Origin of the sequence: Streptosporangium vulgare (genome assembly GCF_042428775.1) — a bacterium.
In the GTDB taxonomy this organism is placed as follows: domain Bacteria; phylum Actinomycetota; class Actinomycetes; order Streptosporangiales; family Streptosporangiaceae; genus Streptosporangium; species Streptosporangium vulgare.
This window is the reverse complement of sequence record NZ_JBHMBS010000026.1, coordinates 42,640-69,277: the sequence shown is the minus strand read 5'-3', so window position 1 is coordinate 69,277 and position 26,638 is coordinate 42,640. Positions and strand designations below refer to the sequence as shown.

22 protein-coding genes are annotated in these 26,638 nt (G+C 71.8%); 10 read left to right on the top strand and 12 right to left on the bottom strand.

Translation table 11 applies throughout. The features are described 5' to 3' along the window. Positions 1-82 precede the first annotated feature (82 nt). The 4 genes from ACFFRH_RS35385 to ACFFRH_RS35370 all read right to left on the bottom strand — a co-directional run bounded on the left by ACFFRH_RS35385 (position 83) and on the right by ACFFRH_RS35370 (position 3,602). Entirely contained in the window at positions 83-1,519 is a 1,437-nt protein-coding gene (locus ACFFRH_RS35385) for a sensor histidine kinase (protein WP_386161832.1), read from the bottom strand. A gap of 14 nt (positions 1,520-1,533) precedes the next feature. Then, positions 1,534-2,235, bottom strand: coding sequence for a response regulator transcription factor (locus ACFFRH_RS35380; RefSeq protein ID WP_386161830.1), 702 nt, complete (start codon positions 2,233-2,235; stop codon positions 1,534-1,536). Between the two features lie 197 nt (positions 2,236-2,432). Further along, a complete protein-coding gene (locus ACFFRH_RS35375) occupies positions 2,433-2,591 on the bottom strand; it encodes a hypothetical protein (protein ID WP_386161828.1) in 159 nt (52 codons plus the stop codon). A gap of 735 nt (positions 2,592-3,326) precedes the next feature. Further along, positions 3,327-3,602, bottom strand: a complete 276-nt coding sequence (locus ACFFRH_RS35370) for an isoamylase early set domain-containing protein (RefSeq protein ID WP_386161826.1) — start codon at positions 3,600-3,602, stop codon at positions 3,327-3,329. 575 nt (positions 3,603-4,177) lie between these two features. Here ACFFRH_RS35370 and ACFFRH_RS35365 point away from each other — a divergent pair. Then, complete coding sequence (locus ACFFRH_RS35365; protein ID WP_386161824.1) at positions 4,178-5,245, top strand: tyrosine-type recombinase/integrase; 1,068 nt, start codon at positions 4,178-4,180, stop codon at positions 5,243-5,245. Between the two features lie 51 nt (positions 5,246-5,296). On the opposite strand, the gene ACFFRH_RS35360 is transcribed toward ACFFRH_RS35365, so the two are convergent. Continuing rightward, entirely contained in the window at positions 5,297-5,851 is a 555-nt protein-coding gene (locus ACFFRH_RS35360) for a TetR/AcrR family transcriptional regulator (RefSeq protein WP_386161822.1), read from the bottom strand. Positions 5,852-6,047: 196 nt separating this feature from the next. Between ACFFRH_RS35360 and ACFFRH_RS35355 the strand changes: the two genes are divergently transcribed. Both ACFFRH_RS35355 and ACFFRH_RS35350 read left to right on the top strand, forming a co-directional pair. Beyond that, positions 6,048-6,995 carry a zinc-binding dehydrogenase gene (locus tag ACFFRH_RS35355; protein ID WP_386161820.1) on the top strand — a complete coding sequence of 316 codons (948 nt, stop codon included), beginning with the start codon at positions 6,048-6,050 and terminating at the stop codon, positions 6,993-6,995. Positions 6,996-7,090: 95 nt separating this feature from the next. Further along, a complete protein-coding gene (locus ACFFRH_RS35350; protein ID WP_386161818.1) occupies positions 7,091-7,861 on the top strand; it encodes a MerR family transcriptional regulator in 771 nt (256 codons plus the stop codon). A 68-nt stretch (positions 7,862-7,929) separates the two neighbouring features. Here ACFFRH_RS35350 and ACFFRH_RS35345 read toward each other — a convergent pair whose 3' ends face one another. Continuing rightward, complete coding sequence (locus tag ACFFRH_RS35345; protein ID WP_386161816.1) at positions 7,930-9,861, bottom strand: ABC transporter ATP-binding protein; 1,932 nt, start codon at positions 9,859-9,861, stop codon at positions 7,930-7,932. A 435-nt stretch (positions 9,862-10,296) separates the two neighbouring features. Between ACFFRH_RS35345 and ACFFRH_RS35340 the strand changes: the two genes are divergently transcribed. Next, positions 10,297-10,602, top strand: a complete 306-nt coding sequence (locus ACFFRH_RS35340; protein ID WP_386161814.1) for a DUF3817 domain-containing protein — start codon at positions 10,297-10,299, stop codon at positions 10,600-10,602. A 31-nt stretch (positions 10,603-10,633) separates the two neighbouring features. On the opposite strand, the gene ACFFRH_RS35335 is transcribed toward ACFFRH_RS35340, so the two are convergent. The 4 genes from ACFFRH_RS35335 to ACFFRH_RS35320 all read right to left on the bottom strand — a co-directional run bounded on the left by ACFFRH_RS35335 (position 10,634) and on the right by ACFFRH_RS35320 (position 17,562). Beyond that, on the bottom strand, positions 10,634-11,653 hold the full coding sequence (locus ACFFRH_RS35335; protein WP_386161813.1) for a DUF4037 domain-containing protein: 1,020 nt from the start codon (positions 11,651-11,653) through the stop codon (positions 10,634-10,636). A 72-nt stretch (positions 11,654-11,725) separates the two neighbouring features. After that, the gene (locus ACFFRH_RS35330; RefSeq protein WP_386161812.1) at positions 11,726-12,523 is read right to left on the bottom strand and encodes a GNAT family N-acetyltransferase; all 798 of its coding nucleotides are present in this window, start codon (positions 12,521-12,523) and stop codon (positions 11,726-11,728) included. A gap of 48 nt (positions 12,524-12,571) precedes the next feature. Then, entirely contained in the window at positions 12,572-14,002 is a 1,431-nt protein-coding gene (gene purB, locus ACFFRH_RS35325) for an adenylosuccinate lyase (protein ID WP_386161810.1), read from the bottom strand. Between the two features lie 281 nt (positions 14,003-14,283). Beyond that, positions 14,284-17,562 (bottom strand): efflux RND transporter permease subunit, encoded by a 3,279-nt coding sequence (locus ACFFRH_RS35320; RefSeq protein ID WP_386161808.1) that lies wholly within the window; start codon positions 17,560-17,562, stop codon positions 14,284-14,286. 118 nt (positions 17,563-17,680) lie between these two features. Between ACFFRH_RS35320 and ACFFRH_RS35315 the strand changes: the two genes are divergently transcribed. The 3 genes from ACFFRH_RS35315 to ACFFRH_RS35305 all read left to right on the top strand — a co-directional run bounded on the left by ACFFRH_RS35315 (position 17,681) and on the right by ACFFRH_RS35305 (position 20,233). Beyond that, positions 17,681-18,160: a MarR family winged helix-turn-helix transcriptional regulator gene (locus tag ACFFRH_RS35315; RefSeq protein ID WP_386161806.1), complete on the top strand. Its 480-nt coding sequence runs from the start codon at positions 17,681-17,683 to the stop codon at positions 18,158-18,160. 14 nt (positions 18,161-18,174) lie between these two features. Further along, positions 18,175-18,948 (top strand): SDR family NAD(P)-dependent oxidoreductase, encoded by a 774-nt coding sequence (locus tag ACFFRH_RS35310; RefSeq protein WP_386161804.1) that lies wholly within the window; start codon positions 18,175-18,177, stop codon positions 18,946-18,948. A 124-nt stretch (positions 18,949-19,072) separates the two neighbouring features. Next, positions 19,073-20,233 (top strand): MFS transporter, encoded by a 1,161-nt coding sequence (locus ACFFRH_RS35305; RefSeq protein WP_386161802.1) that lies wholly within the window; start codon positions 19,073-19,075, stop codon positions 20,231-20,233. Positions 20,234-20,366: 133 nt separating this feature from the next. Here ACFFRH_RS35305 and ACFFRH_RS35300 read toward each other — a convergent pair whose 3' ends face one another. Beyond that, complete coding sequence (locus ACFFRH_RS35300) at positions 20,367-20,870, bottom strand: MarR family winged helix-turn-helix transcriptional regulator (RefSeq protein ID WP_386161801.1); 504 nt, start codon at positions 20,868-20,870, stop codon at positions 20,367-20,369. 38 nt (positions 20,871-20,908) lie between these two features. Between ACFFRH_RS35300 and ACFFRH_RS35295 the strand changes: the two genes are divergently transcribed. After that, the gene (locus tag ACFFRH_RS35295) at positions 20,909-21,919 is read left to right on the top strand and encodes an EamA family transporter (protein WP_386161799.1); all 1,011 of its coding nucleotides are present in this window, start codon (positions 20,909-20,911) and stop codon (positions 21,917-21,919) included. Here ACFFRH_RS35295 and ACFFRH_RS35290 read toward each other — a convergent pair. Further along, complete coding sequence (locus ACFFRH_RS35290; RefSeq protein ID WP_386161797.1) at positions 21,852-23,777, bottom strand: APC family permease; 1,926 nt, start codon at positions 23,775-23,777, stop codon at positions 21,852-21,854. The two genes, ACFFRH_RS35295 and ACFFRH_RS35290, sit on opposite strands and share 68 nt — an antisense overlap. A 749-nt stretch (positions 23,778-24,526) precedes the next feature. On the opposite strand from ACFFRH_RS35290, the gene trxA reads away from it, so the two are divergent. Both trxA and ACFFRH_RS35280 read left to right on the top strand, forming a co-directional pair. Beyond that, a complete protein-coding gene (trxA, locus tag ACFFRH_RS35285) occupies positions 24,527-24,970 on the top strand; it encodes a thioredoxin (protein ID WP_386161795.1) in 444 nt (147 codons plus the stop codon). After that, complete coding sequence (locus ACFFRH_RS35280) at positions 24,954-26,624, top strand: FAD-dependent oxidoreductase (RefSeq protein WP_386161794.1); 1,671 nt, start codon at positions 24,954-24,956, stop codon at positions 26,622-26,624. The genes trxA and ACFFRH_RS35280 overlap by 17 nt, the downstream gene beginning before the upstream one ends. Positions 26,625-26,638 lie beyond the last annotated feature (14 nt).

Sequence of the window (26,638 nt, the reverse complement as noted above, 5' to 3'; positions counted from 1 at the left end):
TCGTCAGCACACATCTGACAGCACCAAGCTGGGAACAATGTGTGAACCGCACCCGACGCGAAGATGAACCGCCGATGGACGCTCAGACCTCCCCAAGCTCCTCCAGCGGGAGAAGCACACGGAAAGTGGTGCCACGGCCAGGCACACTGCTCACCTCGATCCGCCCGTCGTGCGCCCGCACGAGCGCCGCGGCTATGGCCAGACCCAGCCCCGTTCCGCCGCTGTCCCGCGAACGGCCCGGATCGGCCCGGTAGAAACGGTCGAACAGATACGGCAGATGATCAGGATCGATACCCCGCCCCTCGTCCCGCACCTCGACCAGCGCGGCCCCGCGGCCAGGGGCCGGACCGGCCCCCGCGTGCACGACCCCCGGAGCCGGAACCCCGGCCACCGCCCGCGGAGCGACGGTGAGACCGATCTCGGTACCCGAAGAGGTGTGCTGAATGGCGTTGCCGACCAGATTGGCGATGACCTGATGCAGACGGCGTTCGTCGCCACGCACGAACACCGGCCCCTCAGAGATCACCAACCGGATCGGCCGCTCGCGATCGCGAGCACGAGCGGCATGCACCACATCTCCGGCCAGCACATGCAGATCCACGACACTGGGCTCCAGCGCGGGCTCCTGATCCAGCCTGGCCAGCAACAGCATGTCCTCCACCAGGACACCCATACGCTCGGCCTCGGCCTCGATCCTGCGCAGCAACCGCTCGGCCACCGGATCCCTGGCCTCCTGACCATGATGGTAGAGCTCGGCGAAACCCCGGATGGAGGTGAGCGGAGTACGCAGCTCATGCGAGGCGTCGGCCACGAAATGCCGCAACCGCCGCTCAGAACGCCCCGACTCACGAAGCGCGGCCGACAGACGCTCCAGCATGGTGTTCAACGCCCCACCGAGACGACCCGTCTCGGTGTCGGGATCGGTGTCACTGACCCTGCGATCCACATCCCCGCCCGCGATGGCCTCGGCGGTCTGCTCCATACGGGTCAGCGGGCGCAGGCCCAGCCGTACCACGGCGAAGGCGAGCGTGCCCAGCACCAGCAGCACCAGGCTGCCCACCACCGCCTCGATGACCATGATCTGGTGCACGGTCGCCCGGTTGGGCTCCAGCGACATCGACACGGTCAACCTGCTGCCGTCAGGCAGGCCCCTGACCAGCACCCGCCACTGACCCGCCCCCATGGCGGGCACCGTGATGGGACCCCGCGGGACACTGGACAGCGCCGCGGCGGGAACAGCCGGCCCGTCGCCGTTCTCGGCGGGCAGACTCCGCAGCAAAACCCCGAAGGAGTCGTAGAAGGCGATCCTGAACTGCGTCGGGATCTGAACGGACTGCCCCCGATCCACCGGCGGCGGAGGCGGAAGCGGGCGCCGGCCGAAACTGACGGCCGTCTCGGCCAGCTGGGCGTCCACCCTGGACAACAGCGAACGCTCCAGCAGCAGCACACTCGCGGCGGCGAACGCCACCAGCCCGACCGCGCACAGACCGAGCAACGCGGCCAGCAGCCGATGCCGCAAAGGCCAGGCCCGCCTCACGAGCCCCCCTGCAACCGATAACCGACACCACGCAACGTGTGGATCAACGGCGGCCCCTCAGCGTCGATCTTCCGCCGCAGGTAACTGATGTAGGACTCCACGATCCTGCTCTCACCGTCGAAGTCGTAGTCCCACACCCGGTCAAGGATCTGCGCCTTGCTGACCACCCGCTCGGCATTGATCATCAGGTAACGCAGCAGGCTGAACTCCGTCGGCGACAAATGGATCGCCCGCCCCGCCCGCCGCACCGAATGGGCCTGCTCGTCGAGCTCCAGATCGGCGTAGCGCAGCACACCGTCGTCGACCCGCTCCTGCGCGGGCCGCATCCTGCGCATGATCGCCCGCAGACGCAAGACCACCTCCTCCAGGCTGAAAGGCTTGGTCACATAGTCGTCACCACCGGCGGTCAGCCCCGCGATCCGGTCGCACACCGCGTCCTTGGCGGTCAAGAAGAGCAGCAGGGGACTGTCACCGGCCTCGCGGAGCCTGCGCGCGACCGTGAACCCGTCCACAGCGGGCATCATCACATCCAGCACGATGATGTCGGGCCGCTCCCGGGCCACCGCCTCCAGCGCCTGACGGCCGTCGGCGGCGGTCCGCACGGCGAAGCCGTTCAACTCCAGGGCCTCCGACAGCAGCTCGCGAATGTTCGGCTCGTCGTCGACGACCAGTACCTTCACGGCGGGGTGTTCGTTCACGACATCGTTGTACTGGCTCGTGGTGAGAGAAAGATGAGAGCGACCGGCCCGGCCCAGACGGCCCCGCCCACAGGGGCCGGCGGGGGAGTGGTGGACGGCGGGAGCGGCCGCCGCGTGCTTCGTGTGCTACTTCCGGCCACTTCCGGCTACTTCCGGCCACATCGGTCACGGGGTGCCGACGGCTCACCCGGCCATGATCAGCGAGAGGAGGCGAACCCGCGGGCGGGGGAGTCACCGGCCGGTCGGCGCCGCCGGCTCGCCTCGGCGCCACCGGTGGCGACCCCGTCCGAACCGGAACCGAGGCCCTCCTGCCCGACGAGCAGGACCCGGCACTCCACACCGGCCCGCCCGCTCAAGAACCAAAAATCCGACAAAAGCGAATATTTTCTCCTGATAGCGGGGGAGGGGTGCCCCTGCGCCGACACCACCACCAGGCGTACGCCTTCCGCCCGGCCGTTTCCCGCCCCCATTCCCATCGGACCGAGAAAACTCCCGCCGGACCAGAAATCATGACGACGGAGCCGATCGCGCACGACGGACACCCGCGGCCAGGTGGATCATCCAAGACCACCATGATCACAAAAAGGCCCTCGAGAGCCGCGAGACACCGGCACCCGGCGCGCATGTCGAGCGCGGCCTTCACCCGGCGGACCGACCGAGGCGAGCACGGGAATCCGGGCCGCCGAACGGGTTGCTCGAAACGGGATGCGCGGCACGGGAAAGCCCCATAAATCGTAAGATGCTATACCAGACAGAATTGACCTTCTGTCTGGTATAGCATTAATAGCCCTAATTCGTCGTTTTGCCGTCTCGTCTCGAATGGCCCACCCGGACTCCAGACCCGGCCCGCACGGCCACCCGGTGAAAGTCACTTCGTGCGGGCGCGCGCCGAGCCCCCGCCTCGCTCGACCCGCCCCGCGCCCATGATCATCTACCCCGCTTTGCGATCATGGTCATCTCCGCGATCATGACTTTCCTGTTCGAGCTGTTCGAATCACCGCCGCGTTCACGGCGCGTTGCTCCCGATCGGCCGTGAGGGCGGTTTTCCGGTTTCCGGGGAGTTTTTCGGGAGCTCCGCCTGGTTGCCGGGGTCACAGGCGCATGACGCTGCTGTGGTGGTCGATGTGGTCGGCGCTGTCGTCGTCGAACCAGAGGCCGCCGGTGGCGAGGTAGCGGAATCGATGGGTCCCGGGTGGCAGGATCACCGAGACGGTGCGGGTGCCGTTGCGGCGGCGGCGCATCTCGTGCAGGCCGGGCTGCCAGTTGTTGAAGTCGCCGACGACGCTGACGGTGCCGGAGGGGTGGTCGGCGGGCAGGGCGAAGGTGACGCGGGTCTTGCGGCCGAACAGTTGTGTGCGCCTGAGCATGGGCGTCCTCCCTGTGCTCCCTGGGGACTGGGGAATATCGGGAAATATCGGGGAATGAGGTCAGCCTCCCGGTTGGCGTGGCGGTTCGGTAGAGGTGCGCGCAGGCCGTAACACACTGTTCACCCCGGTTTCGCGTTGTTTGCGGCTCGGGTGATGTGGAGTGATTCGTTGTCGTTCCTGGCCTGCCCGGCAGCGGGGGTCGAGCAGCGATGGAGCCGGGTGCGGAGGTCCGCCCTCCCCCGTACCCGGCTCCTGGTACGACGCCCGGGGTGGGGTGGGGGGACTTTTCGTGCGGGCCCTGCGGGGGCGGGTGTTCGTCTACCGTGGGGGGATGTACATGATCGGTGATCTGCCGGGTGTGCGGTGTGTGCCGGGTGTGCCACTCCCCCGTGGTCGCGGCCGGTGGTGTTCGTCCGGGTCGTCGCCGGTGACGGTGGTGAAGGCGGCGTGGCGGGCGGTCCCCATCCCCGGCGCCGATGTCGGTGGTGGTGTTTCGGCGGGCGGGGATGTGGCACTGGTGCGAGGTGGGCGGCCGTTGACGGCGGCCCGGATACGGGAGGGGTGTCGCCGGGATCATGCGGCCAGCTGATCTGAATCGTCTCAGCGTGGGCGAGTCGGCCGATCGTTATGTGGAGCTGGTGCGGGCCAAGACCCTGACCGGCGCGCTGTCGACGTCGACGGCGGAGGTGTACGCGCGTGATGTGGCCACTTTCGTGGATCTGGCGGGCGAGGAGGTGGTGCTGGACGACCTGACCGGTGAGGACGTGGACGCCGTCCTGCTGGCCTTCGCCCGTAAGCCCGACGGCCGGCGGCGGTCGCAGCCCGGTGAGCGGGCGGGTGCCTCGCAGTCGGCCTCCTCCCAGGCGCGGTTTCGGCGGTCGATCTCGGCGTTGTTCAAGCACGCGGTGCTGGCGGGGTGGGTGCAGGTCAATCCGATGGCGATGGCGACGGTGACGGCCAGGGAGCGCGGGGGGCTGCGGCCCGAGCGGCGGGCGCTCACCCGTGAGCAGGCGCGGGGGCTGATCGGTGCGGCGCGTGAGCTGGGTGGCGGGCCGGGCGGTGGTGCGGCGGTGGCCGAGGCGCCCGCGGCGGGTGCGGGGCGGGTACGGCGGCGTGACCAGCACACCGAGTTGCGTGACGGGCTGATCGTGCTGATGCTGTCGACGATGGGGCCGCGGGTGTCGGAGCTGGTGCGGGCCAATGTGGAGGACTTCTACACCAACGACGGGGTGCGGTACTGGCGGATCTTCGGCAAGGGCGGCAAGACGCGGGACGTGCCGTTGCCCGATGATGTCGCGCTGGTGCTGGAGGCTTATCTGCTGCACGGGCGGATGGCCTCCGCCGACAAGGCGTTGCTGCTGTCGTGGCGGGGGCGGCGCCTGGCGCGGGGGGATGTGCAGGCGGTGATCGACCGGGTGCAGCGCAGGGTCGATCCCGACAGCCGCCGTTCGGTGACGCCGCACGGGTTGCGGCACACCACGGCCACCCATCTGCTGGCCGACGCGGTGGACATGGACGCGGTGCGGCGGGTTCTGGGGCACAGTGACCTGGCGACGCTGGGGCGTTACCGTGACGAGCTGCCCGGGGAGCTGGAGGTGGCGATGCGGTCGCATCCGCTGCTGCGCGGCCCGGCGCAGGGCTGATCGGCTGCTCACCGGTTCACCGGCTGCTCCCCGGAGGGGTGCCGGGCCGGTTCAGGCGAGCAGCTCCCCCACCAGCTGGCGTAGTGAGCGGGCGAACCTGCCGGGGTCGTCCTGCGGGGTGAGGCGGCGCACCATGTCGGCGTCGAACATGCCCAGCAGGGCGTGGGCCACGAAGGTGGCGTCCAGGTCGGGGCGGGCCTGGGTGATCAGGGTTTTCAGGTGGGCGTGCCAGCGCGTGTAGGTGGGGTCGGTGTGGCGGTCGGTGGCGCAGGAGCGCTCGTGGGCGGCGAGCAGGGCGAGGTTGCCGGCGGCGAGCTGGGAGAGGGCGTCGAGGAAGGCGACGATGCGCTCGGCGGGCGGGGCGCCGGGTCCCAGCGGTGGCGGTCCCGACTCCAGTGCCTCGCGTAGTTGCACGGCCCGTTCCTGCAGCAGGGCCTGCATGAGCCCGGTGCGGCTGCCGAAGCGCCGGAAGACGGTGCCCTTGCCGACCTGGGCGTGCGCGGCGACCTGGTCCAGGGAGATGTGGGCGCCGTGGGTGGCCAGCAGTTCCTCCGTGGCGCGCAGGATGGCGTGGCGGTTGCGGGCGGCGTCGGCGCGTTCGCCCATCGCTGGCTCCCCTCCCCTTCACGTGTTCGCGTGGCCGCTCTGGTGTGACCGGCTCGGGGAGCCGGTCGCCTGTGGTCCCCTTTGCGTAACCGGACCGTGAGTCCGTATATTAGCCCACATGTAACCGGACCGTCGGTCCGCTTCGTTCGGTGTGCGGGGGTTCTCGCGCACCGCCCTCCCGGTCAGGAGCATCCGCGTGCGCGCTCTCGTCGTCGACCCCTCGGCTCCCTGCGGCCTGCGCCTGGGAACGGCCGCCGACCCCGAACCCGGCCCCGGCCAGTTGCTCGTCCAGGTGAGTCACGCCTCCCTCAATCCCGGCGAGCTGGGCATGCTCGCCGGGCTGCCCGCCGGGCACGTGGGCGGCCACGACGCCGCCGGAATCGTCGTCCGCCCCGCCGCCGACGGCACCGGACCTGCGGCCGGCACCCGCGTTCTGGCCTTCGGGCCCGGCGCGTGGGCCGAGCTGCTCGCGGTCTCCAGCACCGACGTCGCCCCCCTGCCGCGCGGAGCCGCCCTGGCCGAGGCCGCGGCGCTGCCCATGGCGGGGATGACGGTCCTGCGTACCCTGCGCGCCGCCGGCTCCGTCCTGGGCCGGCGGGTGCTGGTCACCGGGGCGAGCGGCGCCGTGGGCCGCTACGGCGTGCAGCTGGCCGCCCGGGCCGGCGCCCACGTCGTCGCCTCGGTCCGCGACGGCGCCCACGGCCCGGCCCTGGCCGCGCTCGGCGCCCACGAGGTCGTCGTCGGCCTCACCGGCCTGCGGCGGCTGGCCGAGCCGGTCGACGTGGTGCTGGAGACCGTCGGCGGCCCGTACCTGGTGGCCGCCTGGGCGCTGCTGGCCCCCGGCGCCACCCTGCAGAGCATCGGCTGGGCCGGTGGCGAGCCCGCCGTCTTCCCTCCCGGCTCGACCTTCTTTCCCGGTACGGCCCGCACCTTGAGCTCCTTCGGCGACGCCGCCGCCGTCGGCGCCGACCTGGGCCTGCTGGCCGGCCTGCTCGCCTCGGGGGCGCTGTCGGCGCAGGTCGGCTGGCGCGGCTCCTGGGAGCGGGCCGAGGAGGCGGTGGCGGCGGTCCGTGAACGGAAGGTCGTCGGCAAGGCCGTCGTCGACATCACCCCCCCACCCCCGAGTCCGGGCCCGGGGGCTTGACCCTGCCGTAACGTGAGGGTGCAGGCTGGCACGGTGAACAGGGGCACATCATGAGACACGCGACGGCTGGCGCCGTGGACCATGGGCCTGGCCGCGTGCCGGACCACGCCATCGGGCAGGTGGCGCGCATCGCCGCGGTCAGCGTGCGCACGCTGCACCACTACGACGAGATCGGGCTGGTCTCACCGGGGCGGCGCACGGCCGCGGGATACCGCCGCTACACCGAGGGCGACCTGCAGCGCCTGCAGCACGTGCTGTTCTACCGCGAGCTCGGCTTCACGCTGGAGGAGATCACCGCCATCCTCGACGACCCCGCCACCGACACCCTGGCGCACCTGCGCCGCCAGCACGAGCTCCTCACCCGGCGCATCGACCGGTTGCGGGCGATGGCGGCCGCCGTCGAGCACGCCATGGAGGCGAACGTCTCGAGCGTCCCCATGACCCCCCAGGAGCGTTTCGTGGTCTTCGGTGACTTCGTTCCCGAAGACCACGACCAGGAGGCGCGCGAGCGCTGGGGCGACACCGGCGCCTGGCACCGCTCCCGCGCCCGGATGGCCGCGATGACCAGGGACGACTGGGCGCGCTTCACCGAACAGGCCGCCCAGACGGTGCGCGACTTCACCGAGGCCTACCGTGAGGGGCTGCCGGCCGACGGCCCGCGGGCGATGGAGCTGGCCGAACGCCACCGGGCACACCTCACCCGCTGGTGCTACGACTGCTCCTACGACCTGCACCGCGGCCTGGGCGACATGTACGTCGCCGACCCGCGTTTCGCCGCCGGATACGAGGCCTCGGCCACCGGCCTGAGCGTCTACATCCGCGACGCCATTCACGCCAACGCCGACCGCGCCGAGCCGGGCAGCTGACCTGAACCACCACCCCGCTCCCCCGGCTCCCCGTTTCCGGGGGGCAGGGGGTGTTCACGGGAAGGTGTTCAGCGCAGGGCCACGACGTCGCCGGGCTCGCTCGCGCCGGGGACGGCCGAGACAGTGTCCTGCCGAGTGGCCTGCCGGTCGAACTGGGTGCGGTACAGCTGCGCGTAGCGGCCTCCGGCGGCCAGCAGCGTGTCGTGCGTGCCCCGCTCGGCGATCCGCCCCTCCTCCACCACCAAGATCAGGTCCGCGGCGCGGACCGTCGACAGCCGGTGGGCGATGACCAGTGCCGTCCGCCCGGCCAGCGCCTCCGCCAGCGCCTCCTGGACCGCGGCCTCGGAGGTGGAGTCCAGGTGCGCGGTGGCCTCGTCCAGCACCACCAGCCGGGGGCGGGCCAGCAGCAGCCGGGCGATGGTCAGCCGCTGGCGCTCCCCGCCCGAGAGGCGGTAGCCGCGCTCGCCGACCACGGTGTCCAGCCCGTCGGGCAGCGCCGCGACCAGCTCCTCCAGGCGTGCGCGCCGCAGTACCTGCCACAGTTCCTCGGTGCCGGCCTCGGGGCGGGCCAGCAGCAGGTTGGCGCGGATCGAGTCGTGAAACAGGTGCCCGTCCTGGGTCACCACGCCCAGTGTCCGGCGGATCGAGGCCGCCGACAGGTCGCGTACGTCCACCCCCGACAGCCGCACCGCGCCGCTGTCGACGTCGTACAGGCGGGCCAGCAGCTGCGCGATCGTCGACTTGCCCGCCCCCGAGGAGCCCACCAGCGCGACCATCTGTCCGGCCTCGGCGCGGAAGGACACCTCGTGCAGTACCGTCGCGCCGCCGCGCGCGTCGAGGGTGGCGACCTCCTCCAGGGAGGCCAGTGAGACCTTCTCGGCCGAGGGGTAGGCGAAGCCGACGTGGTCGAACTCCACCGTCACCGGCCCCTCGGGCACCGTCCGGGCGTCCGCCCTGTCGGTGATCAGCGGCCGCAGGTCGAGGATCTCGAAGACCCGCTCGAAGCTGACCAGGGCGCTCATCACCTCCACCCGCGCCCCGGCCAGCGCGGTCAGCGGCGCGTACAGGCGGGTCAGCAGCAACGCCAGCGCCACCAGCGCGCCCGGCTCCAGCCGGCCGTGTAACGCGTAGAAGCCGCCGACCCCGTACACCAGTGCCAGGGCCAGCGCCGAGACCAGGGTGAGGGCGGTGACGAACACCGACTGCACCATCGCGGTGCGGACCCCGATGTCACGCACCCGCCGCGCCCGTGCCAGGAACTCGGCCGACTCCTGGGCGGGGCGGCCGAACAGCTTGACGAGGGTGGCGCCGGGCGCGGAGAACCGCTCGGTCATCTGGGTGCTCATCGCCGCGTTGTGGTCGGCGGCCTCGCGTTCCATCCGGGCCAGCCGGGCGCCGACGCGCCGGGCCGGCAGCACGAACAGCGGCAGCAGGACCAGTGCCAGCGCGGTCAGCTGCCAGGAGATGCCGACCATCACCACCACGGTCAAGGTGAGCGTCACCACGTTGCCCGCCACCCCCGAGAGGGTGTCGCTGAAGGCCCGCTGGGCGCCGATGACGTCGTTGTTCAACCGGCTGACCAGCGCGCCGGTACGGGTGCGGGTGAAGAAGGCGATCGGCATGCGCTGCACGTGGTCGAAGACGGCGCCGCGCAACCGCAGGATGAGCCCCTCGCCGATGCTCGCCGACATCCACCGGGTCACCAGGCCCAGCGCCGCCTCGGCCAGTGCGATCACCGCGATCAGGGCGGCGAGCCTGACCACGACGCCCGCCGCGGCGCCGCCGACGATCGCGTCGACCACCTGCCCGGCCAGTACCGGTGTGGCCACCGCCAGCACCGCCGACACCACGCTCAGCAGCAGGAACCACGCAAGCAGGGTGCGGTGCGGGCGGGCGAAGGCGGCGATGCGCCGCAGCGTGGCCACCGAGAAGGGCCGCCGGTCCTCCTGGGCGCGCATCGTGCTGTACAGCGAGTGCCAGGCCGCCATTTCCATGCTCATCACACGTCACCATGTTTTCTGTGTTCGTCGTGCGGGGGTCTGCTCGTCGTGCGGGGGGGGGATCGCCGGTGGCCGTCCGCGGCCCGCGTCCTGCTGAGGCACGCCTCCGGCCTCCTGTGTCCCGCGGCGGACCGCGCGGCACCGGGTGGCGCCGGGCGAGGGCGCGCGGGTGGTGTCACATCCACGACCCTAGAAGCTGAAGTTAACTTCAGGTCAAGGACGCCGTCTCCGCCGATCCCCGCCCCCCGTGCTCCCCGGCCGTCTTTCTCCGGCCGGCCCCCGGAGCGCGTCCGTCTCGCGTGTGAGGCGCGGCCGGGCCCGGCCGGGCCCGGTGGGGTGGGCGGCACCCCGTCCCCCTAGGCTGGAGGCCGTTTCCCCCTCGTCCGGACGATCCGTTTTCCGGCCGTTCTTCCCTTCAGGAGAGGTGTACCTGCCGTGCCGACCGCACTGCGCCTGTTTCGTTACGTGGCGATCGCCGAAGCGTGCTCGTGGGCGGGGCTGCTCGTCGGCATGTACGTCAAGTACGTCGTCGCCGCCGGGGACCTCGGCGTGAAGATCTTCGGCCCGGTGCACGGCGCCCTGTTCGTGCTCTATCTGGCCGCGGTGCTGTACGCCGCCCGTCAGGCCCGCTGGAGCCTGGGCACCGTCGTCGTCGGCCTGGTGTGCTCGGTGCCGCCGCTGGCCACCTTGTGGTTCGAGCGGCGCATGCTCGCCCGCCACCGGGAACCGGTCACCGCCTGAGCCCCTTTCAAGGGGCCGGCCGCAGGTCCGGTTAGAGGTCCAGGACGGCGCGGGTGACGGCCCGGCAACGCCGCGGGTCGGTGAGCAGGTCGACGCAGTCGCCGAACTGGTCGATCGAGCCCACCGGCGGCAGCGCCCGCACCCGGGCGTCGGTGATGGCTCCGCCGAGGGCGTCGGCGAACCGGCCGGCGTCGATGACCTGGAAGGGTCTGCGGTGGTAGGGCCGCAGGCTCCCCTCCAGGGCGGGGGCCACCCCCATCCGGTTGTGCAGGGCCGCCACCCTCCGGTACACCACCCCCAGGTGCTCCTCGCGGCGGCGCCACCCGGTGGCCGCCACCGCCGCCGACAGCGCGTCCCCCAGCTCCGCCGTGCCCGGCAGGCGGGCAAAAGCGCTACCCAGCCACTTGGCGTACGGCGGATAGCGGCGGCGCGTCAGCACCACCAGCCGCATCAGGTCACGGGCCAGCTCCGCGGTGACCAGCGCCGAGCCCAGGTCGTCGCCGACCTCCCCGCACCGCCCGGGGAAGGCCTCCTGCTGGGCCAGGCGCCGCCACTGCCCGGCCAGTACGTAGCGCTCCAGGTCGGGCGGATACCAGCGCAGCGCGGCGCGGGCGCGCTCCAGGACCTCCAGGCCGTCGTGGAAGACCTCCCCGCTGGTGACCTCGGCCAGGCGCTGCCAGGGGGTCGACAGCCAGTCCAGCACGCTCACCTCGCCCAGCGGGTCGAAGCCGAGCCGTTCGGTGAACCACTCCCGCGGATCGCTCACCTGCACGCCGTGGCGTTCGCCGGTCACGGTGGTGCGGTATCCGCGAAAGGCCTCGGGCAGGTGTTCGCCGACGGCGCGCCGGACCCGCTCGGCCCGGTGCCCGGCGACGAACACCACTACTCTGGGTCCCCAGTCGTGGTCGGTGGAGCGTTCGGTGTCGAACGCCAGCACCTCCGACCCGGCACCGATCAGCGCGGCACTGTGCGGCACGTCGGCCACGATCGGCCGCACGACCTGGGCGTAGAAAGCACGCGAAAGCTCCAGGCCAGGTATGAAACTGGACATCATTTCGTCCACTCTGCCTGCCGAGGCCGCGCCCCGCACCAGGTTTTCCCCCTGCCCGGGACCGGGTGGGGGTCAGCCGTCCAGGGCCGCGGCGGCCAGCGGCCGCCCGCGCAGCCCCAGCCGCTCGTACAGGGCGATGGCGGCGTGGTTTCCGGTGTCGACCATCAGCGCGACCCGCTCGTGGGCGGCGGCCAGCTCACCGAGGGCGAACCGGCACACCCGCTCGCCGTACCCGCGGCCGCGCAGGGCCGGCGCGGTGGCGACCCCGGCGACGAATCCCACCGGCGGGCAGGACCAGGCGTCGGCGGCCACCGCCACCAGCCGCCCGTCGTCGCCGCGCACCCCGGCCCAGCGCCGCACCCCCGGCACGCCCGGCACCGCCCAGGAGGAGGGGGCGGCCCGCGCGAGCAGGGCGCTCACCTCCCCCTCCTGGGCGGTACGCAGCCACCCGGCCTGTCCCGGGCCGGCGTCCCGGCCCGGGCCGGGGGCGGTGAGCGCGTCCGGCGGGGCGCCGGGCGGGGTGTCCATCCACTCGAACGTGCCCAGCACCCGCAGCCGCGCGTCCCCGGCGGCCACCTCCTCGACCAGGGCCCGCTCCCCCGTCACCCGGTAGGAGGGGCCGATCTCCCGCAACGCGTGCCGGACCAGGGCGCGCACCGGGCCGGGCCGGCCGCGCACCGTGAGGCGGTCGCGGCGGTTGAGGTCGGGGCAGGCCACCGCCACCGCCTCCCCCAGCGCCCACGCCCGCACCCCGGGGCCCATCGCCTGGGCTCCCCACAGCACGAGCGCGTCACCGGCGCAGGCCTTCGCCACCTCGGCGGCGTCCTTCAGCCGCACCGGCGTGCCGTCCATGCCGTCCGTGATGTTCATACCGTCCGGGCCGTCCGTGAGGTCTCCGTGGCGTCCGTGCCGTTCAGATCAGAGGATCGCCCCGGGACGGTAGGCGGCCGCCTGCGGGTAGCGGGCCACGACCGCCTCCACCCGCGCCACGACCGCCTCCACCTGGGCCGAGGCCGCGCCGGTGAAGGAGAGCGGCTCGCCCAGCAGGGCCCGCAGCGCCGCCTCCTCCAGCGGGAAACGCTCGTCGGCCCCCAGCCGGGCGATCAGCTCGTTACCGCCCGCGCCCTCGCGCATCGCCAGCGCCGACGCCACCGCGTGCTCCTTGATCAGCTCATGGGCGCTCTCGCGGCCCACCCCGGCCCGCACCGCGGCCATCAGCATCTTCGTCGTGGCCAGGAACGGCAGGTAGCGGTCCAGCTCGGCGGCGATCACCGCGGGGAAGGCGCCGAACTCCTCCAGCACCGTCAGCATGGTCTCCACCAGCCCGTCGAAGGCGAAGAACGCGTCCGGCAGCGCCACCCGGCGCACCACCGAACACGACACGTCGCCCTCGTTCCACTGGTCCCCGGCCAGCTCCCCGGTCATCGCGGCATACCCGCGCAAGATGACCGCCAGGCCGTTGACCCGCTCGCACGAGCGGGTGTTCATCTTGTGCGGCATCGCCGAGGAGCCGACCTGCCCCTCGGCGAACCCCTCGGTGACCAGCTCGTGCCCGGCCATCAGCCGGATCGTCTTGGCCAGCGAGGAGGGGGCGGCGGCCAGCTGCACCAGCGCGGTGAGCGCCTCGTAGTCCAGCGACCGCGGATACACCTGCCCCACACTCGTCAGCCGGTGGGCGAACCCCAGGTGCGCGGCCACCTCGTCCTCCAGCGCCGCCAGCTTGGCCGCGTCGCCGCCCAGCAGGTCCAGCATGTCCTGGGCGGTGCCGACCGGCCCCTTGACGCCGCGCAGCGGGTAGCGGGCGATCAGCTCCTCCAGCCGGGCGAACGCCACCAGCAGCTCGTCGGCCGCCGAGGCGAACCGCTTGCCCAGCGTCGTCGACTGCGCGGCCACGTTGTGCGAGCGCCCGGCCATCACCAGCTGCGAGTGCTGCGCCGCCAGGCGCGCCAGCGCGGCCAGCAACGCCACGCACCGGTCGCGGACCACCACCAGGCTGTCGCGGATCTGCAGCTGCTCGACGTTCTCGGTCAGATCCCGCGAGGTCATGCCCTTGTGGACCTGCTCGTGGCCGGCCAGCGCGTTGAACTCCTCGATGCGGGCCTTGACGTCGTGGCGGGTGACGCGCTCGCGGGCCGCGATCGACTCCAGGTCGACGTGGTCGACCACCTTCTCGTAGTCGGCCTGCGCCCCGGGGGGAACCTCCACCCCCAGCCGCGCCTGCGCGGCCAGCACGGCCAGCCACAGGCGCCGCTCGGCCACCACCTTGTACTCGGAGGACCACAGATGGGCCAGCTGCGCGGAGGCGTAGCGGGCGGCAAGGACATTGGGGATACGCGGCTTGGCAGTCACGTTGCGTCAGTATATTCCGCCGTCCCCGCCCGCCCCGACCAGGGGCGGGCGGGGACGGCGAGGAACCCCGAAAAGCCCGGGAGACCCGAGCGGGCCGGGAACCCCGGGGACACGCCCCGGGGGTAGCCGGGTGTGTCCCGGGACGCGACAGGCGGTCACGGCAGGCGCGGCGAGACCGCCGGGGGGAGGTGTGGGAGCCGGTCGCCCGCGCGGGCGACCGGCTCCCACACCTCCCCTGCTCCCCTGCTCCCCCGCTCTCCCGGAACGACTCGCCGAACGGCCTACCGGGCCGTCGTCGGCGCCAGCTCGTCCTTGTCGTAGACCTTCAGCTGCGGCCGCTCACCGCCGTCCTTGGGCGTGCGCCGCATCCGCTCCTTGAGCCGCTCCACCATCACGTACAGGGTCGGCACCAGCACCAGCGTCAGCAGCGTCGACGACAGCAGCCCGCCGATCACCACGATCGCCAGCGGCTGGGAGATGAACCCGCCCGAGCCGGTCAGCCCCAGCGCCATCGGGATCAACGCGAAGATCGTCGCCACCGCGGTCATCAGGATCGGCCGCAGCCTGCGCCGGCCACCCTCGATCACCGCCTCCACCACGCCCATGCCCTGCTCGCGGTACTGGTTGATCAGGTCGATCAGCACGATCGCGTTGGTCACCACGATGCCGATCAGCATCAGCATGCCGATCAGGGCCGGAACCCCCATCGGCGTGCCCGTCGCCAGCAGCAGCCCGATCGCGCCGGTCGCCGCGAACGGCACCGACACCAGCAGGATCAGCGGCTGCACGAAACTCCGGAACGCCGCCACCATGATCATGAAGACGATCGCGATCGCCGCCAGCATCGCCAGCCCCAGCTGCCCGAACGCCTCGGCCTGGTCGGCGCTCACCCCGCCCACGGTGAAGCTCGCCCCCGCCGGCAACGCCAGGGCCTCCAGCTTCGAGGTCAGCTCCGTCGTCACCGCCCCCAGGTCACTGCCGGTCGCCGTACCCGACACCGTCGCGCTGCGCTCACCGTCGATCCGCGTCACCTGCGTGGGACCGGCCACCGTCGACACCTTCGCCACCTGCGACAGCTTCACCACGCCCGTCGCCGTCGGCAGCTTCAGCGCGCCCACGGCCTTGACGTCCTCGGGCGCGTCCGCGGTCCGCAGCACCACCGCGCCCGAGCGGCCGTCCAGCGTCAGCTCACCCAGCGGCGCCCCGCGGAACCGCTGCGCCACCAGCTGCCCGATCTGCGTCTCCGTCAGCCCCCTGGCCGCCGCCTTCTCCCGGTCGACGCGCACCTCGACCCGCTCGGCACCGGCCGCCAGGTTCGAGGTCACATCCCGCAGCCCGCCCAGGCCGGTCATCGCGGTGCGGACCGTCTCGGCCGCCGTCCGCAGCGTCGCCACATCCGGCGCCTGCACGATCACCTGCAACTGGTCGGTCGACCCGCCGGTGGGACCGCCCTGGCCGCCGCCCACGGTGACCTCACCGATCTCCGCCTCGGGCAGCTCCTTCAGCCGGGCGCGCAGCTCCTCCTCCAGCTCCGCGCTGTCGGTCTCCTCGGCGATCGTCACCGAGTACGAGGCCCGGTCACCGCCACCGCCGCCCGCGCCCAGGAAACCGCCGCCGCCGCCCACGTTCACCTGGTAGTCGCGCACACCCTTCAGCGACGCCAGGACCTCCTCGACCTTCTTGGCCGCCGCGTCCGTCGTCGCCAGGTCGGTACCGGCCGGCATCCGCTGGCTGATCGACACCGTGTCCTGGCCGGAGGAGTCGATGAAGTTGGTCTCCAGCCGCCCGGCCAGGCCCATCGTCGCGGCGAACACCACCACGCCGACCAGGACCGTCACCAGCCGCCGCCGCGTCGCGAACCGCAGCACCGGCAGGTACGCCCGCTGCAACGGGCTGCGCATCTCCTTGGCCTCGGCCTCCTCACGCACCACCCGCGCCTGCTCCGGCGTGAGCACCGGCGCCTTCAAGAACCAGTACGCCAGCACCGGCACCACCGTCAGCGACACCAGCAGCGACGCCAGCAACGCCACCGTCACCGTGATCGCGAACGGTGCGAACAGCTGTCCCACCATGCCGCCCACCACCGCGATCGGCGCGAACACCGCCACCGTCGTCAGCGTCGAGGCCGTCACCGCGCCGCTGACCTCGCGCACCCCGGCCAGCACCGCCTTGCGCTTGGCCTCCCCGTATCCCAGATGGCGCTTGATGTTCTCCAGGACCACGATCGAGTCGTCGACCACCCGGCCCACCGCGATCGTCAGCGCGCCCAGCGTCAGCAGGTTCAGCGAGTAGTCCCCCACCCACAGGGCGATCAGCGCGATGACCACCGACAGCGGGATCGACGCCGCCGTCACCAGCGTCGAGCGCACCGACAGCAGGAAGACCAGGATGACCAGCACAGCGAACGCCAGGCCCAGCAGCCCCTCGGTCGTCAGGTCCTCGATCGAGCGCTCCACGTACGGCGCCTGATCGAAGATCACCGTCATCTCCGAGGAGTCACCGATCGCCCGCACCAGCTCGGGGATCTTCTCCCGCACCTCGTGCGAGATCGTCACCGCGTTGCCGTCCGGCGTCATCGTCACCGACAACCCCAGGCTCGGCTGCCCGTTGGTCCGCGTCAGCGACGTCCCCTCGGCCAGCGTCCGCTCCACCGTCGCCACGTCCCCCAGCCGCACCGGCTTGGGAGCCGCCGGCGGACGCTGCGCCTGCGTCTGCGCCTGGGCTCGCTGCGCCTGCTGGATCTGCTGTGCCTGCTGGGCCGCCCCGCCGCCCGGCGCCTGCCGGGCCTGCGAAGGCACCTGCTGCTGCGCCGCCGGCGCGGCGGGCGTCAGGTACAGGTCCTTCAGCTCCTCCAGCGTCGAGATCCGCGACCCCACCTGGACCGTGAGCGACACCTTGTCCTCGGTCACGCTGCCCGCCGGAACCGGCTGCCCGTTGGCCCGCAGCACCTCGGCCACCGCCGTCGGCGACAACCCCAGCAACGCCAGCTTGCCGGCATCGGGGGTGATCGTCACCACCTCGTCGCGGGTGCCCGTCACCGTCGCCGAACGCACCCCCTCGATCGCCTGCAGCTCCGGCACCACCAGCCGCCCCAGCCGCTCGGCCATCACCCGCTGGTCACCGCCGTCGCCCACCGCCAGCTGCATCACCGGGATGTCGTCGGTGCCGCCCGACAGCACCTGCGGATCGACCCCCTCGGGCAGCTGCGCCTCGATCCGCGAGATCGCCTGCTGCATCTCCGCGACCGCCGCGTCGATGTCGGTGCCGTACTCGAACGCCACCTGGACCTGCGCCATCCCCTCCCGGGACGTCGAGGTCACCTCCGAGACCCCCTCCAGCCCCTGGAAACTGTTCTCGATCGGCTCGGTCACCTGCTCCTCGACGATCTCAGGAGAGGCACCCGGGTAGGAGGCCGCCACGAACGCCCCCGGAAACGACAGCGAGGGCAGCAGCTGCTGCTTCAGCGAGGGGATCGCGAACAGGCCGAACGCGCTCAACACCAGCGCGATCATTATCACGAGGCTGCGGTTGGCGAGGCTCAACCTGGCCAGGGAGGTCATGGGGGCGGGCTCCTCAAGGAGGGATGTCACAACAAGATTCGCCCTACACTAACACTTCGCCTCATACGAATATTTAACGATGCTTACCAATCCTGATAACCTTCTCAGGAAGCGAGAGGTGAGCGTGAACGACGACCGCGAACAGCTGATCGACCAGATCGGCGCCATGCAACGCGACCTGGGCCGGCTCATGGCCCAGCACCGCGCCCCATCCCCCCTCTTCGACTCCAACCTGACCATGCGCCAGCTCAAAGTCGTCATGATCCTCTCCGGCCAGGACTCCGCCTCGGGACAAGACCTCGCCGCCCACCTCGACGTCGGTCTCGGCACCGTCACCGGCCTCGTCGACCGCCTCGTCGCCCACGGCCTCGTCGCCCGCCGCGAAGACCCCCACGACCGCCGCATCCGCCGCGCCCAGCTCACCCCCGCCGGACGCGCCCTCATCGAACAGATCACCGACGCCGGCCTCACCGAGTTCCGGCGCCTGCTGCAACACCTCGACACCCCCACCCTGCACGACCTGTCCGCCGTCATGCACAAGATCCAGCAGGCCGCCCTCACCCTGCAGAACGACAACCCTCACAAAAAGGTGGGATGATAGGTTCTGTCGCTGTGACAACACCCACCGACACCCTCTTCTCCCTCACCGGCCGCACCGCCCTCGTCACCGGCGGCAGCTCCGGCATCGGACACGCCATCGCCCACGCCCTCGGCCACGCCGGCGCCTCCGTCGTCATCGCCGCCCGCCGCACCACCGAACTCACCCGCACCCTCACCCAACTCCACGACCACCACATCAGCGCCGCCGCCATCACCGCCGACCTCGCCGACCCCGACGACATCACCCGCCTGTGCCACCAGGCCCCCACCCACTTCGGCGACATCGACATCCTCGTCAACAGCGCCGCCAACAACATCCGCGCCCCCATGGCAGAACTCACCACCGACGACTACCAAAAGACCATGGCCGTCAACATCACCGCCCCCTACCTCCTCGGCCAGCACTTCGGCCCCCGCATGGCCCGGCGCGGCTGGGGCCGCATCATCAACATCGGCTCCCAGCAATCCCACAAAGCCTTCGGCGACAGCGGCGCCTACGGCATCTCCAAAGCCGCCATCACCGGCCTCACCCGCTCACAAGCCGAAGCCTGGTCCCCCCACGGCGTCTGCGCCAACACCATCATCCCCGGCTTCGTCCTCACCCCCCTCACCGAACCCGCCCAAGCCATCCCCGGCCGCGTCGAAGCACTCGCCGCCCGCACCATGACCGGCCGCAACGGCCTGCCCGCCGACTTCGCCGGCATCGCCGTCCTCCTCGCCGGCAACGCCAGCGCCTACATCACCGGCCAGGCCATCTGCGTCGACGGCGGCTTCTCCGTCCACTGAAACCCCACCGCACACCCCACCGCACACCCCACCAAAACCCCCACCAAAACCCCCACCACAAAACCCCCCCGCCACCACCCACCATGATTGAATACGCCCCGGATCCACCACACCCGGGGAGCCCATGACCACCACCCACCACCACCCCGCCGGCGCCCGCAAAGCCGTCGGCTACTTCTTCGTCCTCCTCGGCATCGTCTCCGGCACCTGGGCCGCCCGCATCCCCGCCGTCAAACACACCCTCCACCTCAGCGACGGCCAGCTCAGCTACGGCCTCCTCGCCGTCGCCATCGGACTCCTCACCGGCATGCGCTTCGCCGGACACCTCACCGACCGCCTCGGCAGCGCCCGCCTCACCACCCCCGCCGCCATCACCACCGCACTCGCCGTCATCCCCCCCGGCTACGCCACCACCCTGCCCGCCCTCATCGCCGCCCTCTTCCTCTTCGGCCTCACCAACGCCTTCCTCGACGTCTCCATGAACGCCCACGGCGTCGAGGTCGAACGTGCCTACCGCCGCCCCATCATGTCCTCCTTCCACGGCATGTTCAGCCTCGGCTGCTTCACCGGAGCCGGCATCGGCGCCCTCTTCGCCGCCCTCGACCTCAGCGCCGCCACCACCCTCACCGCCGTCGGCCTCCCCCTCGCCCTCATCTCCCTGTACGCCGGCCGCCACCTCCTCCCCGCCACCCCACCCCCCGCGACCCCCGCCCCACCCCGCCGACGCGCCCCCTGGACCGCCTGGATCATCCTCATGGGCGTCGTCTCCTTCGCGGGCCTCGTCGGCGAAGGCGCCGCCAACGACTGGACCGCCGTCTACCTCTTCCAGAACCTCGGCGCCCCCCAGGCCGTCGCCGCCGCCGGATTCGCCGCCTTCTCCATCGCCATGACCGCCGGCCGCTTCACCGCCGACCGCCTCGCCCAGCGCCTCGGACCGGTACGCCTGGTCCGCCACTCCGGCCTCGTCGCCGCCCTCGGCCTCGGCGCCGCCCTGCTCTCCGGCCAGATCCCCGTCGCCATCGCCGGATTCGCCCTCTTCGGCCTCGGCCTGGCCCCCATCGTCCCCCAGGTCTTCTCCGCCGCGGGCAACCACGACCCCGCCCGCGCCGGACAGGCCATCGCCCAGGTCGCCACCGTCGGCTACGCCGGCCTCGTCGCGGGCCCGGCCATCATCGGCGGCGCCGCCGAACTCGTCGGCCTGCCCGCCGCCCTGGGCATCCCGGCCCTGCTCGCCGCCTTCATGGCCGCCTCCGCCGGAGCGCTACGCCCCCAGAAAACCACATAACAACACATCGCCTCCCCCGGACGCCATATCACGGCGACCACCGGCCACGGCGCCCTTGTTTTTCGGTGACGAGTCTTCAGTCCGCTGTAAATGATCTTGAACTCGACCGATCGCCTCTACATTGTAGATTTATTTAATGAGGCGTCTCGAAGCGGGCCAGCCAGGTGGTGAGGAGCGACTCCAGCAGCGCCGCCTCCTCTGCGGACAGGTCCTGCAGGAGGCGGCGCTCGTTGCGCATGTGCTCGGCGAACGCCCGGTCGATCAGCTCCCTGCCCGCGGCGGTGAGCGCGACCACCCGCCCCCGGCCGTCGCTCTCGCTCGGACGGCGGGTGACGAGCCCGTCGCGTTCGAGCCGGTCGAGGCGCTTGGTCATCGCGCCGGTGGTGACCATCGTGAAGGCGGCCAGCTCCCCCGGAGCGCGCTCGAAGGGCGCTCCCCCGCGCCGCAGGGTGGCCAGGACGTCGAACTCCCCCTCCCCGAGCCCGTAGCGCCGGTAGACGACGCAGAGCTGCTCGGTGAGGTGCCCGGCCAGCCGGTGCAGGCGCCCGATCACCCCCTGCGGGCTCACGTCCAGATCCGGGCGCTCGCGAGCCCACTCCCACTGGATGCGGGCGACGTGGTCCAGAGGTTCGCTCATGCCCCGAGCATAGCTTCCCGAGAAGCTATATTCCTTCCATGGAAGCTACCTTTCGCTGGACACTGGTCACGGCGACGGCACCGATCGCGTGGGGGACCACCTACTTCGTCACCCACCAGTTCCTCCCGTCCGGCTACCCCCTGTACGGAGCGGCCATCAGGGCACTGCCCGCGGGCCTGCTGCTCCTCCTGCTGAGCGGCAGGCTCCCGCACGGGCCGTGGTGGTGGCGATCCCTCGTCCTCGGAACGCTCAACATGAGCGCGTTCTTCGCGCTCGTCTACCTGGCGGCCCAGCTGCTGCCCACGAGCGTCGCCTCGACGATCATGGCGACGTCGCCCGTGGTGATGATGCTCCTGGCCTGGCCGATGCTCGCCGAACGGCCACGGATCGCGCACCTGGCCGCGGCGGGCATCGGCATCGCGGGGGTGTGCCTCCTGCTGTTCACCGGCACGGCCGCCGCCGACCCCCTCGGCGTGCTCGCGTCCGTCGCGGCCATGGTGATGTCGTCGTTCGGCTACGTGCTGGCCAAGAGATGGACCACCGGCGCCGGCACGCTGGCCTCGACCTCGTGGCAGCTCGTCGCCGGGGGCCTGGTCCTGCTGCCCTTCGCCGTCGCGCTGGAGGGCCCGCCGCCGGCCCTGGACGGGCCCGCGATCCTCGGGTTCGGCTACGTCACCGTCGTCGCGACGGCCCTCGCCTTCGCCGCCTGGTTCGCGGGCCTGCGGCACCTGCCGGCCGCGACGGTGGGACTCGTCGGGTTGCTGAACCCGGTGACCGGGGTGCTGCTCGGCACGATGATCGCCGCGGAGGCCCTCACCGCGCGGCAGCTGTGCGGGCTGGCGCTGGTCCTCCTCGGAATCCTCCTCGGCCAGCCCGCCGCGGCCCGCCTCGCCGCCCTCACCCTCACCCGGGGCCGAGACCGGGGGCGGAGCTGGGTGAGGGGGCGGCCTTCGGAACCGGCGGGCGAGGACGGCTCCGGTCTCAGCCGACGTGGACCAGAGGACGGCGGGCGGTCTCCTGCTCGGCCTGGCGCAACACCTCGCGGGTGAGGGGCGGGATGTCACCACCCCCGAAGACGAGGTAGCGCAGCAACGCGCCGACCGGGTTGCCCTCGGCGGCCCAGTGGAAGTAGACGTGCGGGGTCTTGCCCGTCTGGTCACGCAGGTACAGCAGCAGGGCGGCGATGGCGTTGGCGATGGTCGGGCTCTCCATCCGCAGGATGCGGAACCCGTGACGCTCCTCGCCGACGACGTGCAGCTCACCGGCGAACTCCGAGGCGTCGGAGACGCTCACCTCCAAAAACAGCAGGCCCTCACCGGTACGCAGCCGGTGCAGCTCCCAGGCCTCGCGGGCCTTGTCGACGTACTCCTTGCAGTCACGCTCGTGCGGCTCGTTGGCGATCAGCCGGATCTCCCCCGACTCACTGACGTAGCGGCGGGCCAGGTCGTCCAGGGTGACCTTGGTGACGCGCAGCTCGGTGGAGCGGGTGGCCCGGGAGATCAGCGAGGTGATCACGATGGCCAGCACGAACAGCAGGGCGATCACCAGGCCGTCGGGACGTTCGATGACGTTGGCGACGGTGGCGTAGGCGAAGATCAGCGTGATGACCCCGAACGAGACCGCCGCGCGGGTACGGCCCTCGTTCCAGGCGGCCAGGGTGACCGCGACCGCGGCCGACAGGATCAGCGCGAGCACGCCGGTGGCGTAGGCGCCGCCCTGGGACTCCACGTCGGCGCCGAAGAACAGGGTGATGAGGAAGGAGATGGCGGTGAAGACCAGCACCATCGGCCGGGCGGCGCGAGACCAGTCGGGGGCCATGCCGTAGCGGGGAAGGTAGCGCGGCACGATGTTGAGCAGCCCGGCCAGCGCCGAGGCCCCGGCGAACCACAGGATCGCGATGGTCGACAGGTCGTAGACGGTGCCGAACCCGTCACCCAGATACTCGTGCGCCAGGTAGGCCAGGGCGCGCCCGTTGGCCGCGCCGCCCTCGGCGAACTCCTTCGCCGGGATGAGCACGGTGGTGGCGAAGCTGGAGGTGATCAAAAAGACGCTCATGATGACCGCCGCGGTGGTCAGCAGCTTCCTCGCGCCGCCGATCCGCCGGGCGAGGTCCCCCTTGACCAGCGGCATCACCGCCACGCCCGTCTCGAAACCCGACAGGCCGAGGGCGAGCTTGGGCATCACGTACAGCGAGACCGCGACCATCGCGAGCGGGCTGGAGTGCTCGGCCGTCAACGCCTCACCCCAGTCGCTGACCAGCGCGGGATCGGCGAGCACCCGGCGCAGGGCCGTGACCAGGACGACCACGTTCAGCACCAGGTAGAGGGCGACCAGGACGACGGCGATCGAGATGGCCTCGCTGAACCCGACCAGGAACACCCCGCCGAGCGCGGCGATCAGCGCCAGGGTGACCGGGACCTGCCAGCCCGACATGAACCGCGGCACGAACGGGTTGTGCAGGATGTGGGCGGTGGCGTCGGCCGCCGACAGGGTGATGGTCACGATGAACGCGGTGGCCACGAACCCGAGCAGGAACAGCACCAGCAGCTTGCCGCGCCAGCCCGGCAGCAGGCGCTCCAGCATCGACAGCGAGCCCAGCCCGTGCGGACTCTGCCCGGCCACCGCCCGGTAGGTCGGCAGCGCGCCGAACAGGGTCAGCGCCACCAGCAGCAACGTCGCCAGCGGGCTGAGGGCACCGGCGGCCAGCGCGGCGATGCCCGGCTGGTAGCCCAGGGTGGAGAAGTAGTCCACCCCCGTCAGGCACATCACCTGCCACCAGGAGTGCTGGCGCTCGGGCGGCTCCTCGTGGTGCGGGCCGCCGGCCCTGGGGTCGGAGCGTTGCAGCCCCTTCAGCAACCACCCGCGCATCCCCGAGTGCGCCCGTGCCGATGTCGACGTACCTGCCACTGTCTCTTTCTCCCTGCGCTCCACGTCGTCGCCCGGCTCCCGGCGGGGGTGTGCGGCGCGCTGTCGCGCCACCGGCCGCCGGGTGCCGATGTCCGCCCTGCCGCCGGTCACGTCCGGCGGCGGCGAGATGGAAGCGGGCGGACGAGGGACGTCCGGCGGGGACGAGGGTGGCGTGGCCGATGGCCACCGGCCGGCGAGGGGACGGCGGGACGTCCCGCACGACGCGGCGCGGCCACGAGGGGGCGCTGGAGAGGAACCGGGAGGGGGCGCCGGAGGAAAAGACGAGACACCCCATATTCCCTACCGGCCCGGCCGCCGGGAGCCTAGAAATTCATGCGGATCCATACGCGTTCTTGACGCCGGTTCGCCTTCGTCCGGTTTCGTGGAAGTTCGCCGTGCTTCAGGGGAAGTTCGCCGTACTTCACTCGGGCGCCGGCCGCCTGTCGCAGCGAACCGTCCCAGTCGGCATACGCCGCCGGCTCCCGGGAGACGGCCCGAACACGGCAGAAACGACAGAAAGGGATCACCGGCGGGGATAGCCGCTGGTCAGCGTCGGGGGGGTGCCGCAAAGCGCCTTTGGCGGCGGAGCTAGCGTGGGAATGTGGACGAGGCCGAGCAGCGGCTCGTCACCGAGCGGCCGCCGAGACCGGCGAACTGGACGCCGGCGACGCCCTCGACGGGGCAGTCATCCATGTCGCACCGACCGGCGGCACACCCTCGATGACGTAGGGGAATCCGGAGGTCTGACCATGCGGTCACAGACCAAGGACGCGAGCGTCGTCCAATGCTCGAAATGCGGGCGGAGGAACCGGCTGCCCAGGGCCACCTCGGGGATCCCGCGGTGCGGCGTCTGCCACCAGCCGCTTCCCTGGGTCACCGAGGCCGGGGACGACGACTTCGGCGAGGTCGTCGAGGCGGCCCGGATCCCGGTGGTCGTCGACTTCTGGGCCCCTTGGTGCGGCCCGTGCCGCATGGTCAGCCCGGCGCTGGAGCAGGTCGCGGCCGATCTTGCCGGTCGCCTGAAGCTGGTGAAGGTGAACGTGGACGAAGCGCCCCGGCTCTCGCAACGCTTCGCCGTACAGGCCGTCCCGACCCTTGTCGTGATCGATCAGGGCCGGGTCCTCACCCAGCGGTCGGGCGCGGCGCCGGCCCCCGTCCTGCGCGAATGGGTGGACGATGCGCTGGCCGCCTGAGCTTCACGAGACGCCGGACCCGCAGGGGGCCTACCCGCGGCTGAGCGACGCGCAGCTCCAGGCGCTGGCCCCGCACGGCGAGCGGCGCCGCGTCCGCCGGGACGAGATCCTGTACGCGGAGGGTCTTCCGTGCGCCGAGTTCTTCGCGGTCCTGGCCGGCAAGGTCGCCACGGTCGAGGGATTCGGAACGGACGACCAGGTGATCGGCGTCCACGGGGCAGGCCGGTTCCTGGGAGAGCTCAACGTGCTCACCGGCCAGGTGGGCTTCGTCACCGGCGTGGTGGCCGAGGACGGCGAGGTTCTCGCCGTGCCGGCGGACGCGCTCCGCCGCCTGGTCGCCGGGGATCCGGCACTCGGCGACCTCATCTTGCGGGCCTACCTCATCCGCCGCACGATGCTCATCGGGCTGGGGGCGGGCTTCCGCGTCATCGGCTCGCGCTTCTCGGCCGACTCCCGGCGGCTGCGGGAGTTCGCGGCACGCAACCGGCTGCCGCACCGGTGGATCGACCTGGAGCAGGACGAGGAGGCGGAGCGGTTCCTGCGGAGCATGGGCCTCACCCCGCAGGAGACCCCGGTCGTGATCTTGCGTGGCGAGAGGGTGCTTCGCAACCCGAGCAACGCGGAACTGGCCCGGGCGATCGGGCTCCTCGCACCACGGGTGCAGGAGACCCGATGCGACCTGCTCGTCATCGGGGCCGGGCCGGCGGGGCTGGCGGCGGCGGTCTACGGGGCGTCGGAGGGCCTCGCGACGACGGTCCTGGACGATGTCGCGACGGGCGGCCAGGCGGGCACCTCCTCGCGGATCGAGAACTACCTCGGCTTCCCGTCCGGGATCTCCGGCGGCGAACTGGCGGAGCGGGCGGCGATCCAGGCCGGCAAGTTCGGCGCGCGTTTCTGCGTCCCCGCACAGGCGTGCGGGCTGCGCCTGGACGCGGGCGATCACGTCGTCACCGTGGGCGAGGGCGGCACGATCCGCGCGCGCACCCTGATCGTCGCGACCGGCGTCCGCTACCGGAGGCTCGACGTCGGGAACCTGGAAAGGTTCGAGCCCACGAGCGTCTACTACGCGGCGACCATGTTCGAAGCCCAGATGTGCGAGCGGGATCCGATCGTCGTCGTGGGCGGAGGCAACTCGGCCGGCCAGGCCGCCCTCTTCCTGGCCCGGCACGCCGCCCGCGTCCGGCTGCTCGTGCGCGAGGACGCGCTGTCTGCGAACATGTCCCGCTACCTGGCCGTCGAGATCGAACGGCACCCCCAGATCCAGATCATGCTGAACACCGAGGTCCGGGAGCTGATGGGAGAAGAAAGGCTCGCCGCGGTCATCGCCGAGAACAACGTCACCGGCGAGCGTTCCACGATCGAGGCCCGCGCGATGTTCATCTTCATCGGCGCGGAGCCCTACACCGCCTGGCTGGCCGACGAGATCGCGCTCGATGCGCGGGGCTACATCCTGACGGGCGCGGACGCCACCCGGTCAGGCAGGGAAGGCACGCCCGACTCCGCCGGCCGGCCGTTTCCGCTGGAGACGAGCAGGGCGGGCGTGTTCGCGGCCGGGGACGTGCGGAGCGGGTCGATCAAGCGGGTGGCCGCGGCGGTCGGTGAGGGCGCCATGGCCGTACGACTGATCCACGACTACCTCCAGGCCGGAGAGTGACTCCGGGCCGGAAG